Origin of the sequence: Pseudomonas fluorescens (genome assembly GCF_902497895.1) — a bacterium.
In the GTDB taxonomy this organism is placed as follows: Bacteria; Pseudomonadota; Gammaproteobacteria; order Pseudomonadales; family Pseudomonadaceae; genus Aquipseudomonas; species Aquipseudomonas fluorescens_BP.
The window spans coordinates 19,950-30,445 of the sequence record NZ_CABVHQ010000069.1 but is presented as its reverse complement, the minus strand read 5'-3'; the positions used below and the strand labels follow the sequence as shown (position 1 = coordinate 30,445).

Annotated in this window: 13 protein-coding genes and 1 pseudogene; 3 read left to right on the top strand and 11 right to left on the bottom strand. The window is 57.5% G+C overall.

All coding sequences use genetic code 11. The features are described from left to right. Positions 1–445: methyltransferase domain-containing protein (locus F8N21_RS25330; protein WP_150644736.1), on the bottom strand; the 445-nt coding region annotated here is incomplete at its 3' end. A 103-nt stretch (positions 446–548) separates the two neighbouring features. Further along, positions 549–935 carry a hypothetical protein gene (locus F8N21_RS25325; RefSeq protein ID WP_150644735.1) on the bottom strand — a complete coding sequence of 129 codons (387 nt, stop codon included), beginning with the start codon at positions 933–935 and terminating at the stop codon, positions 549–551. Positions 936–1,309: 374 nt separating this feature from the next. Between F8N21_RS25325 and F8N21_RS31130 the strand changes: the two are divergent. Beyond that, positions 1,310–1,471, top strand: a pseudogene (locus F8N21_RS31130) (type II toxin-antitoxin system HicA family toxin); the annotation flags it as partial. A 56-nt stretch (positions 1,472–1,527) separates the two neighbouring features. Then, a complete protein-coding gene (locus F8N21_RS25315) occupies positions 1,528–1,935 on the top strand; it encodes a type II toxin-antitoxin system HicB family antitoxin (protein WP_150644734.1) in 408 nt (135 codons plus the stop codon). Between the two features lie 226 nt (positions 1,936–2,161). On the opposite strand, the gene F8N21_RS25310 is transcribed toward F8N21_RS25315, so the two are convergent. Further along, positions 2,162–3,127, bottom strand: a complete 966-nt coding sequence (locus F8N21_RS25310; protein WP_150644733.1) for an alpha/beta fold hydrolase — start codon at positions 3,125–3,127, stop codon at positions 2,162–2,164. A gap of 422 nt (positions 3,128–3,549) precedes the next feature. Beyond that, positions 3,550–3,726, bottom strand: a complete 177-nt coding sequence (locus F8N21_RS30580; protein WP_191624405.1) for a hypothetical protein — start codon at positions 3,724–3,726, stop codon at positions 3,550–3,552. A gap of 80 nt (positions 3,727–3,806) precedes the next feature. Here F8N21_RS30580 and F8N21_RS25305 point away from each other — a divergent pair, with 80 nt between their 5' ends. Beyond that, the gene (locus F8N21_RS25305) at positions 3,807–4,217 is read left to right on the top strand and encodes a low affinity iron permease family protein (RefSeq protein WP_150644732.1); all 411 of its coding nucleotides are present in this window, start codon (positions 3,807–3,809) and stop codon (positions 4,215–4,217) included. A 50-nt stretch (positions 4,218–4,267) separates the two neighbouring features. On the opposite strand, the gene F8N21_RS25300 is transcribed toward F8N21_RS25305, so the two are convergent. The 7 genes from F8N21_RS25300 to F8N21_RS25270 form a co-directional block, all read right to left on the bottom strand. After that, positions 4,268–5,176: an SDR family oxidoreductase gene (locus F8N21_RS25300; RefSeq protein WP_150644731.1), complete on the bottom strand. Its 909-nt coding sequence runs from the start codon at positions 5,174–5,176 to the stop codon at positions 4,268–4,270. Positions 5,177–5,260: 84 nt separating this feature from the next. Continuing rightward, positions 5,261–5,764, bottom strand: coding sequence for a DUF4142 domain-containing protein (locus tag F8N21_RS25295; RefSeq protein WP_150644730.1), 504 nt, complete (start codon positions 5,762–5,764; stop codon positions 5,261–5,263). Between the two features lie 60 nt (positions 5,765–5,824). Next, complete coding sequence (locus F8N21_RS25290; protein ID WP_150644729.1) at positions 5,825–5,992, bottom strand: stress protein; 168 nt, start codon at positions 5,990–5,992, stop codon at positions 5,825–5,827. Positions 5,993–6,437: 445 nt separating this feature from the next. Next, positions 6,438–7,787 (bottom strand): bifunctional diguanylate cyclase/phosphodiesterase, encoded by a 1,350-nt coding sequence (locus tag F8N21_RS25285; RefSeq protein ID WP_150644728.1) that lies wholly within the window; start codon positions 7,785–7,787, stop codon positions 6,438–6,440. Between the two features lie 110 nt (positions 7,788–7,897). Beyond that, positions 7,898–8,536, bottom strand: a complete 639-nt coding sequence (locus F8N21_RS25280; protein ID WP_150644727.1) for a LysE family translocator — start codon at positions 8,534–8,536, stop codon at positions 7,898–7,900. Between the two features lie 98 nt (positions 8,537–8,634). Further along, positions 8,635–9,009, bottom strand: coding sequence for a hypothetical protein (locus F8N21_RS25275; RefSeq protein ID WP_150644726.1), 375 nt, complete (start codon positions 9,007–9,009; stop codon positions 8,635–8,637). A gap of 65 nt (positions 9,010–9,074) precedes the next feature. Then, on the bottom strand, positions 9,075–10,415 hold the full coding sequence (locus tag F8N21_RS25270; RefSeq protein ID WP_150644725.1) for an MFS transporter: 1,341 nt from the start codon (positions 10,413–10,415) through the stop codon (positions 9,075–9,077). Positions 10,416–10,496 lie beyond the last annotated feature (81 nt).

Genomic DNA, 10,496 nt, shown 5'->3' with positions numbered 1-10,496 from the left:
GGCCCTGGGCGGCCGTTTCGCGCATCAGGCGGTGGGCGGGTTGGTCGAGGTTGTCGGGCATCTGAATGGCCAGACTGCCACCCGGCGCGAGCCGGGCGACTAGAGACGGTAACAGTGTGGAGTGGTCAGGTACCCATTGAAGGACGGCGTTGGCCAGAATCACATCGAACGGGCCTGGCTCATCCCACCTTTCGATGGCCACCGTGTCGAACTGAACATTCGGCAGGCGCTTGCGGGCGGCTTCGATCATGTCGGGCGAACTGTCCAGGCCGCGGACAACAGCATTCGGAAAGCGCGCCGCCAGCAACTCTGTCGAATTACCGGGGCCGCACCCGATATCGATGACGGAATGTGCTTGCACCGTAGGTACAGCCGCCAGTAGATCACGTGCCGGACGCGTGCGCTCATCTTCAAAGGCAACATATTGCTTGGCAGACCAACTCATCGTGCGCTCCTGTCGGTTTGATCCTTTGTGCTGACGGGTAGACCGATCTCATTCGGGCAATCACTGCAAAGCCCCCGAAAAAATTCCCGCTATCCTTACCGCCTCACTGGGGAGTCAGGGTGTATTGATAGAGCGGTTCTCCGCTGTCTGGCTCAACGAACCAGTAATCTTTGTTATGTGCTTTCACCCGATAACACACGGTACGGAGTCCCGTTGCCGCGAAGCAAAGAACCCCGTCATTGACTGTCCAGTATAGCGTTTGAGGTTTCGCGCCAGAGCGCTGGAAGATCTCCGTTCCATCAGCGTTAAAGCTCATCGACGTGGGTTTTTGAACATTGTTGAGCTTGTTCCCGATCAAAGCACTTCGGATCTGAGCGTCATTCAGAGCCTTGGCAGAGGGTGGGACGGGTTTTGTGGGAGCACCACCCGAAGAGACGCAGCCTGACAGCACAAGGGCTATCACCGTGTAGCTCAAGATTTTCAGGTTCATGGCGCACCTCAGATTATGTTTATTTTGGAAACTTGCTTGAGCCTAAGCAGGTGAAGCGGACGCTGCCACCTACTCCTCTTCTACCTCTTTCAAAATACCAGCCATGGCAAACAAAAGCTGAGCTTGCGCCAGCACCCGTTCAATCTTGAGTATTCATTCAGGACGGGATTTGGAGTGCAGCTCGGCAGCTGGGCGCTATCTGGAAGGATTCGGAAACACAGAATTCAATTGCGGTGGGACTCCTTTCCTCCACGCCTCCTTACACTTCGACCTTGACGCTTATCGACATCCATCAGGCTTTTCGGTGGTTATAGTGTTGATAAGTTATTTTCAGTAGGTATAGTAACCACCTACACACACCACATGGAGGTGATGTGAATAGCCGATATTTGATAAGCCAAATCGTCGCGGATGGATGGTATCTGGTAAGGGTCAGAGGCAGTCATCACCATTTCAAGCATCCAACGAAGCCCGGCATGGTGACGATCCCACATCCGAAAAAGGATCTACTGAAAAAGACGGCCACCAGCATTTTGAATGCAGGCTCTGCTCTGATGAAGCGGCTGCCCACCGTCCGGGGAGGACAACGAACATGCTTTACCCTATTGCGATCTCGATGGGCGATGACGAACACGCCTGGGGTGTAGAAGTGCCGGATATCCCTGGCTGCTTCTCGGCCGGCGATGACCTGGATGACGCCATGGCCATGGCCCGGGAAGCTATTGAAGGGCACTTCGAAATTCTGGCGGAGGACGGTGCCCCGATCCCGGTGGCCAACAAAGTCACCGTTCATGCAACCAATCCGGAATATGCGGGTTGCACCTGGGCCGTGGTTGATATCGATGTGACCAAGTACCTTGGCAAAGCCCAAAAACTCAACATCACACTCCCTGGCTATTTGCTGACCCGTATCGATGAATACGTGCTGCATCACCCGGAAGAGAAAAGCCGCTCGGGCTTCCTGGCCTCGGCGGCGCTGAAGGTTTTACAGCAGGGTTGAACGCCAGCGGATGAAATCCCCGCAGAAGAATCAAAACATTTATGCCCCTATTCGTTTGCAGGCAACAGAGGCCATAGAGACGCAAAAAACCGGTTGTTGTTGACCGGTTTTTTGTGGGTGGAATTTGGCTAGTGTAGTGGTCCAATTAAACCGGATATCACGACAACTGACTCTGATGCCATCTACCGCTCATAGTTGATCAGCTGGCAGCTGATCCTCTTCATAATCAGTTCCCGATAGCAAAGTCGGTGAGAATTTTTGCTGTTTCTACCGGGCGCTCAATCATCGGTAAATGATTGCAACCTTCAAGAGTAAAATTATCCTTCAATCGATTGTCGGCAAGCCCGCTTCGCAAGGTTTGCGAAGCAGAGATATCGATCACTTTGTCCTCACGGCACCAAATTCCCAGCACTGGCAAGGACATCTTTCCCTGGCGGGAATCGAGTGCAAGCCATTGCGTTGGGTGACGGATCTGTTTGAGGGTGGTTTCGATGAAGTCTCGATTTGCCCGATTGCCCGCAATGGCTGCGTCCACTTGCTGATTCGTCATAACGGGAGGATTCAGATACACGAGGTCCGCCGTGCGCTCAACACCTGCGCGGTCGTCGTACACAAACGGATTCTTGCCGGCGTCCAGATCGCGAATGAAGTCGTTCTCGTCGAAACTCAAGCCCTGCGGACCCAGCAGGGCCAACCGGTTGGCCCGGCCTTGGCGGTCAGCCGCATAGGTACCTGCGATCGCACCACCCATGGAGTGTCCGACCAACACGACGTTTCGCAAGTCGAGCGCAAGAATGAATGCATCAAGCCGCGCCGCCTGTGCATCTATGTCGTAGTTTCCCTTTTCAATGCGTGTCGACTCGCCCCAGCCTGGCAGGTCAGGAATGATGAGATGGAAACGCGTGACCAGCTTCTGCGCGAGGGAAAGCCAGACATCCTTGTTTGAAGAGAAACCATGGATGAGCAGCAAGGTGGGCCCCTCTCCTCCCTCGTAATAGGACCAAGTGCTATCGCCTGCCGGGATTGACTTGATCTCCAACGATGGCCTGATGGTCGTGGCAGCAGCGGCGTATGGGCTACTAGGTCCCATCATCAGCGCTAAAGTTACGACTGCCCCCGTCAACAGACGAAGTAACAGTTTCTGTAGGACACCATAATGGCGTTCCGTTGTTATTGAAGGGTTGCTATCCATGTCATGAAGCTCCTGATCCCCTTGGGATTGGGGTAATTATGTTATGGCGTTCGCTAATAAAGTCTGACGAACCAAGGCAACCTCACGCCTGACAGTCATCGCAGGCACGACAATGCTCTGAACTTAAAAAAGTACCCCGGAAATCCAAATACCCCCAGTAAGTTAATTGTTACTTTCGATTTGATCGCTGACCACCCGGTAACCAGGGTCATGACTTCCTACTTGCCTCCAAACGTGATGAAGGTGATTACACCGAGGTCGTGAAGGTTGAGCCAGGCCCGGCACGGAAGACTGGGCTGGGCCTGGTGCGATTGAGTCAGAGAAATCCACCGTATTTCGACGTAACCCCTGGATTTTCAACGCGTGCGAGATCGCCAGGATCGCAGCCTGCGGCAGCTCCTACAGGTTTTGCGTACACCTGATCATTTTTTATCAGTACCGGATTCCTGCATCTGCACCGAGGATTTGCTGCCGTCGGTGTTGTCTTTGGTTTCGTTGTCCGAGTTGTCGAAGCAGCCTTGCAGGGCAAACAGGCTGCAGGTCAGGCAGAGGGTGCGGGCGACGGGCGTTGGAGTGCTGAAAAAACGCCCCGGGTTCATTGAACGTCGATCTGTAAAAAGAAATTTCGCATAGCCGTCGCTGTCTGAAAATCAGGCGCATCCCAATAAGGAATACGGCAATGAAATTCGCGAAAATCTCACAGACGCTGGCCCTGTGGGCGGGCAGCCCAAAGACATTTCTGGGCGCAATCACCTTGATTTTCCTTTGGGGGCTGAGCGGCCCGATCTTCCATTTCAATGACACCTGGCAACTGATCATCAACACCTCGACCACGATCATTACCTTTCTGATGGTGTTCTTGATTCAGAACACGCAAAACCGCGACACCGATATCCTGCACCTGAAGATCGATGAGTTGCTGCGGGTCACCAAGGATGCGCAGAACGCGATGCTGGGCCTGGAGGGGTTGGACCTCAAGCAATTGGAGGCGCTCAGGAAGCAGTACCGGAAAATGGGTGAAGACGAAGCGGTATCGCTGGAAGGCACTGCCCCCAATGAAAAGCCCAAACAGGATTGGAATCAGTGCTGAGCAGCGGCCTGCGAGTGGCTTTCGGCGACTCGCAGGCCCCTGTCACAGGCTCAAGGCAGCGGATTACCACCGGTCACACCGAACACTTCGCCGGTGATGTAGCTGGATTCCTGCGAGGCCAGAAGCACATACAGCGGTGCACATTCGGCCGGTTGGCCGGGGCGTTTCATCGGGGTGTGGCCGCCAAAGGTCGGGATCTTTTCCCGGGGCTGGCCGCCGCTGGGTTGCAGCACGGTCCAGATCGGTCCGGGCGCGACGGCGTTGACCCGAATCCCCTTCTCGATCACTTGCTTGGCCAGAGCCTTGGTGAAAGCGACGATTGCCGCTTTGGTGGTGGCATAGTCGAGCAAGGTGCCCGAGGGGTCATAAGACTGGATCGACGCGGTGTTGATCACGGTCGCTCCTGCCGGCATCAGCGGCAGCGCAGCCTTGCAGATCCAGAACATCGCGTAGATGTTGGTTTTCAGCGTGGCATCGAACTGTTCAGTGGTAATGTCGGCGATGTCTTTTTGCGCGACCTGTTTACCGGCAACGTTGACCAGAATGTCGAGACCGCCGAGTTTTTCATTCGCTGTGCTGACCAGTTTTTTGCAGAACGCTTCGTCGCGGATGTCGCCCGGAATGGCGATGGCTTTGCGCCCTTCGGCTTCGATCAGTTCGATGACCTGACGCGCATCTCGTTCCTCAACCTGCAGGTAGTTGATCGCCACATCGGCGCCTTCACGGGCAAAGGCGATAGCCGCGGCACGACCGATACCCGAGTCACCACCGGTGATCAGCGCCTTGCGCCCGGCGAGTCGGCCGAAGCCCTGGTAGCTGTTCTCACCGTGATCGGGTTGCGGGATCATGTCTTGATCGATGCCGGGCGCAGGCTGCGGCTGATCGGGAAATTCGGGTTGCGGATACTGGGTCAGCGGGTTCTGCATCGCATATTGATTGGGTTCTCGGCGAGTCGACATGATGCGTCTCCTTGAGAGCACGTTGGGGCGGGATGAGGCGCCCGAGCAACGTGCGAAATCTGCGCAAACCGCCCCGGCAAGCGGTTACCGGCTGGCTTGCAACGCCCTGGCCCGTTGCAGATGATTTTCGAGTTTGGGCAGGGTTTCTTCGGCGAAGGCTTTTATTTCAGGCACCTGGGTGGTCTGAGCTTCCTGTTGCAGCTGCTGGATGGCCGCTTCGGTGGTTTTCACCTGACTGGCGGCATAGGCCTTGTCGAACGCCTCGCCTTCCTGCACATCGGGCATCAGGGTCTTGGCCTTGTTCACCACCTCGTCTCTACCGGCGATCGGCAGCTCGAGTTTTTTGGCGATTTTCGCCAGATGCTGGTTGGCCGTGGTGCGGTCGTTGATCACCTGGATCGTGTAGTCCTTGACCTCTTTGGAGGAGGTTTTCTGATGGGCCAGGCGGCTGGCTTCGATGTCGGCAATGCCTTTGGCAGAAGCCTCGTTGATGAATTCGGCAGGCGTTTGGGCAAAGGCACTGCTGGCGCCAAGTCCCAGCAGCACGGCAAAACTGGCGGTGCGGAATCGGCTGGTTATCCGGCTCATTGATTGTGCCTCCTAAAAAAATTCAAGCGGGAGCTTGCGCCCCCGCCTCTCATTCACTGACTAGCTGCGGCCACTGCCTGGGCTGTGTTGACCACCTTTGCGACCGGTATCGGGTTTTTCTTTATCGACGGTCGTGGTAGTGGTTTTCCCGCCTTTACGTTCGGCTTCAGAAGCCTTGTTACGGTCGGTGGGGTTGTTCCCCATGTTCGGGTTTTTTGAGGTAGGCATGATTTCTCTTCCTCTTATGAATGATTGCAGCGAGCAAAGCCCGCATAGAATCTGAATTTTTACGGCCACAAAGGTTTAGAAAAGTTGCGTCTGCTGCGACGAACGGTGCCGCTAAAAACGCCAAAGCCCGATCAATGATCGCAATGCTGTTCACTTAAGCTCGGGTTTCAGGCACACACACAGGCGTAGCGAAGGGGCGGTGGATCAAGAGCCGGTCGGCTTGTATTTTGTTGATTGGGTACATATCCGTTGCTGCGGTCACGGCGACTCAGGGTTCCGCCCGCTGTAAGAGCGGAACCATAAGTGGCCGTTACCGCAGAAACGGATATGTACACCAAAGAAAAAACCCGGTCGGCTTTCAGGCCGCCATCCATTTTCTTAAGTGAACAGCATTACGCTCCATGATCGGGCTTTGGCGTTGAAGGAGACTGCCGGCAGACTGAACTCAGGCCTGTATTCGCTGAGCTCGCTTGACCTCATACATCGCCTCATCGGCATGTTTGAACAGCTGTTCTTCTTGACTGCCATGCTCGGGGTAAAGGGCAATGCCAACGCTCGGCTGGATATTCAGGCTGTGGCCGTCCAGACGCAATGGCTGGCTGAGTACGCGGCGGATTTTAGCGTCGACGATGCTGGCATCCTGCGCCTCCTGAATGCTGTCGAGCAGGACCACGAACTCATCGCCGCCGATGCGCGCCACCGTATCGGTTTCCCGCACACAACCCTTGAGCCGATTGGCGATGGCTTGCAGCAGCAGGTCGCCGACCCCATGCCCATAGGTGTCGTTGACCAGCTTGAACTTGTCGAGGTCGACGTACAGCAGCGCCATGCGCCCGGACTCTTTTCCGGCCCGCGCCAGCGAATCCTTCACCCGTTCGTGGAGCAATACCCGGTTAGGCAGATGGGTCAATTGATCGTACTGCGCCATGTACTGCAGCCGGGCGTGCAACTGTTTACGCTCGATGGCCGCCGCCACCTGCGCGCACACGTATTGCAGCAGTTCTTTGTCCTGCTCGGTGTAACGCTCGCCACCTGGCGCGCTTTTGACGATCAGTGCGCCGATGGTGCCCTTCTGAGAGTTCAGCGGCACCCCCAGCCAGCAAGGGGAGTCCTGCCCCTTGATCAGTTCCAGAAACTCAGGCAGCGGACCGTAGTCGTCGGGAGTCATCAGGATCGGCTGGCCACTGCGAATCACCTCGGCGCACAGGCTGCCGGTCGCCGTGCCCGCGGGCTCGGGCTCGGGACATTGCTCGTGGTCGTCGACATGGTAGGGAAAGCTGATCTGCCCGCACTGTTCGTCGTACAGCGCCACGGAGAAATTCAGCGCTGGCAGCCATTCGCCGATGATCCTGTGGATGCGTTGAAACAGCGCCAGTAAATCCTCGGCGGCATGGGCGGCTTCAGAGATTGCATAGAGCGCAGCCTGCCTGGACTCGGCCTGTTTGCGCTCAGTGATGTCCCGGGCCACGGCGATGCGCAGCTGATCGACCTCGGACCAGCGCGCCGACCACATGATGTGCGCCACTTGCCCATCCTTGCGCAGATAGCGGTTCTCGAAATTCGGCTTGGGCTGGCCGTCCATGATTTCCCGGGCCGCCTTCAGGGTTCGCTCGCGATCGGCGGGATGCACTAGATTGATCATCGGCTGACCAACCAACTCGTCTGGCGTGTAGCCGAAGATACGCTCGCAAGCGGCGCTGACAAATACGAAGCGACCCTCTGCATCCACCGCGCACACGGCATCCAACAACAGGTCGATGTAGCTCGCCAGCGGCGCATAACTCTTGCTTGCCATCAGGAATCGATAATGCCCATAAAATTGAAGCACTGAGTATCAATCCCTCGATCCGATCAACGGTGATTGCCGATGAGCTAATTTTTGCCGCCGCATCCCTGCAGTCAGCCTCAAGTCTTGTTCGCTAACAACCCCGGCACCGCATGCAACAGGGCATTGATGGCAAAACCGATGAACATTACCCCGCAAACCCGGGTGATCGCCAGCTCATGCTGTTGGTACACCCTGCGCACCCGCCGTGCGCCGACCACTGCGATGAGAATAGCGTATGCAACGATCCCGCCAACAAAACTCAAGAAGATCAGCCAGGGCAGCATCGACCAGCTCAACAGTTCGGCACGGCTGGAGAGCAATGCGGTGAAGGTCGCCACGGCCACCGGATAGGCTTTGGGATTGGTCAGGCCGAACATGATGCCGTGCCAGAACGGTTGCCGCGCCGGGCCCTGAGGTGTTTCGGTGCTGCTGCGGCGGGCACGAATCGCCCGTGCGCCGAGCCAGAACAGGTAGAGCCCGCTGAGCACGCCCAGCACATCAAACGCCGTGCTGCCGATTTCCCGCGCACCGACGATGGCGATCAGTGCCGTGCTGCACCAGACCACATCGCCCAGCAGATGCCCACAGAGAAACCCTGCCCCCGCACGTCGCCCGTGGGCCGCACCGATTCCGAACACTGCCAGCACCCCAGGCCCGGGAGTGATGCCGTAGATAAAGCCGGATGCCAGTACGGCCAGGAGTAGCGAAGGTGTCATGGAGGATTCTCATCAAGCGCAATTGCCCCCAATGGCGGGCGAACGGCCCGGATTCTAGCGCAAGCCAGACGGGTTGCGGGATACTGTCGGGCAAGCGCTCATGAATCCGCGAAGATCTTCATTTCGGCATAGGACCTCTGTCGGCACGTCTCCAGCCGAAAAGTCAAAAGATCGCAGCCTGCGGCAGCTCCTACGCCGATCGCATTCGCCGCCGAATCAGCGAGGGAATACAAATCCCGTAGGAGCTGCCGATAGGCTGCGATCTTTTGGGCCTTCAATCCCTCTGAAGCAAAGATCAAAAGATCGCAGCCTGCGGCAGCTCCTACGCCGATCGCATTCACCGCCGAATCAGCGGGGAACACAAATCCCGTAGGAGCTGCCGATAGGCTGCGATCTTTTAGGGCCTTCAATCCCCCTGAAGCAAGAATCAAAAGATCGCAGCCTGCGGCAGCTCCTACGCCGATCGCATTCACCGCCGAATCAGCGGGGGAACACAAATCCCGTAGGAGCTGCCGCAGGCTGCGATCTTATAGGGCCCTCAATCCCCGTGAAGTTTATCCAGCGTGCGCAGTTTCTGCGGCAGGCCCCACAACAGCAGCGCTGCGGCGATCAGCGCGGCGACGCCGATGACGTAGAGGGCTGGCGTGGTGCTGCCGGTCAGGTCCTTGATCCGTCCGACCATCACCGGGCTGACGATGCCGCCGAACTGCCCGAGGGTGTTGATGACCGCGATACCACCCGCCGCACCGGCGCCGGCGCCGGCCAACAGTTTCGGCGGCAGGGTCCAGAAAGTCGGGATCGAAGCGATGATGCCGGCGCCCAACAGGCTCAGGGCGACGATCAGGAAGGTGGTGTGGTCGGCGAAGATCCCGGCACAGAAGAAGCCCACCGCCCCCAGCGCGACCAACCCGCTGACGAACTTGCGGCGCTCGCCGGTGGCGTCGGACAAGCGCCCGATCACTATCATGCTGATGGCGCCACACACATAGGGGATGGCCGTCAGCAGTCCGATCATCACCGGGCTCTGGGTGCCAGCACTGCGGATCAGCTGCGGCGCCCAGAAGTTCAGGCCATAGGACGCAACCTGAATCAGGAAGTAGATCAGGCCCAGGGTCAGGAAGCCTGGAATGCGCAACGCCGCCAGCAATGAACTGCCACCCTTGTGCGGCGCATGCTGCGCCACGCGACTGGCGAGCAGGGTTTTCTCTGCCGGGGTCAGCCAGTGAGCGTCCTCGATGCGGTCCTTGAGCAGGGTCAGCACCATGAAGCCAAGACCGATACACGGCAAGCCACCGAGCAGGAACAACCAGTGCCAGCCGCGCATTTGCAGGACGCCGTCCAGATGCTCCAGCACCAGCCCGGAGAACGGTGCGCCCACCAGCCCGGCAAACGCCGAGGCGAGAAACAGCATCGAGGTGATGCGCCCACGGTAGTGCTGAGGGAACCACAGTGTCAGGTAATACAGCACGCCGGGAGCGAAGCCCGCTTCCATCGCGCCAATGACGAAGCGCAAGGCATAGAACTGCCATTCGCTATTGACGAAAACCATGGCCGCGGTGGCCAGGCCCCAGGACATCATGATCCGGGCAATCCAGCGGCGGGCGCCGACCTTGTAGAGCATCATGTTGCTCGGCACTTCGAAGATCACGTAGCCGACCACGAACAGCCCGGCGCCCAAGCCGTAAGCGGTGTCGCTCAGGCTCAGGTCGGTCTGTAACTGGAACTTGGCGAAGCTGATGTTAATGCGGTCGAAAAACGCGAACAGGTAGCAGACCATGATCAACGGCATCAATCGCCAGGCGACTTTGCTGACCAGGGCTTTTTCGACATCGTGCGAAACGGTCGGGCTCGCGCCCGCCTCCAGGACATTAAGGCTCATCGTATTTCTCCAGGCGGACTGCCCGTGGGTGTCCGATTGTTTTTGTTGTCTGGTTCAGGTGATCTGACACCTGTGTAGGGA

What these genes read in the sequence shown, in the direction of transcription:
- F8N21_RS25325 (WP_150644735.1), bottom strand. Translation starts at nt 935, where the DNA reads ATGAACCTGAAAATCTTGAGCTACACGGTGATAGCCCTTGTGCTGTCA.
- F8N21_RS25315 (WP_150644734.1), top strand. Translation starts at nt 1,528, where the DNA reads ATGCTTTACCCTATTGCGATCTCGATGGGCGATGACGAACACGCCTGG.
- F8N21_RS25310 (WP_150644733.1), bottom strand. Translation starts at nt 3,127, where the DNA reads ATGGATAGCAACCCTTCAATAACAACGGAACGCCATTATGGTGTCCTA.
- F8N21_RS30580 (WP_191624405.1), bottom strand. Translation starts at nt 3,726, where the DNA reads ATGAACCCGGGGCGTTTTTTCAGCACTCCAACGCCCGTCGCCCGCACC.
- F8N21_RS25305 (WP_150644732.1), top strand. Translation starts at nt 3,807, where the DNA reads ATGAAATTCGCGAAAATCTCACAGACGCTGGCCCTGTGGGCGGGCAGC.
- F8N21_RS25300 (WP_150644731.1), bottom strand. Translation starts at nt 5,176, where the DNA reads ATGTCGACTCGCCGAGAACCCAATCAATATGCGATGCAGAACCCGCTG.
- F8N21_RS25295 (WP_150644730.1), bottom strand. Translation starts at nt 5,764, where the DNA reads ATGAGCCGGATAACCAGCCGATTCCGCACCGCCAGTTTTGCCGTGCTG.
- F8N21_RS25290 (WP_150644729.1), bottom strand. Translation starts at nt 5,992, where the DNA reads ATGCCTACCTCAAAAAACCCGAACATGGGGAACAACCCCACCGACCGT.
- F8N21_RS25285 (WP_150644728.1), bottom strand. Translation starts at nt 7,787, where the DNA reads ATGGCAAGCAAGAGTTATGCGCCGCTGGCGAGCTACATCGACCTGTTG.
- F8N21_RS25280 (WP_150644727.1), bottom strand. Translation starts at nt 8,536, where the DNA reads ATGACACCTTCGCTACTCCTGGCCGTACTGGCATCCGGCTTTATCTAC.
- F8N21_RS25270 (WP_150644725.1), bottom strand. Translation starts at nt 10,415, where the DNA reads ATGAGCCTTAATGTCCTGGAGGCGGGCGCGAGCCCGACCGTTTCGCAC.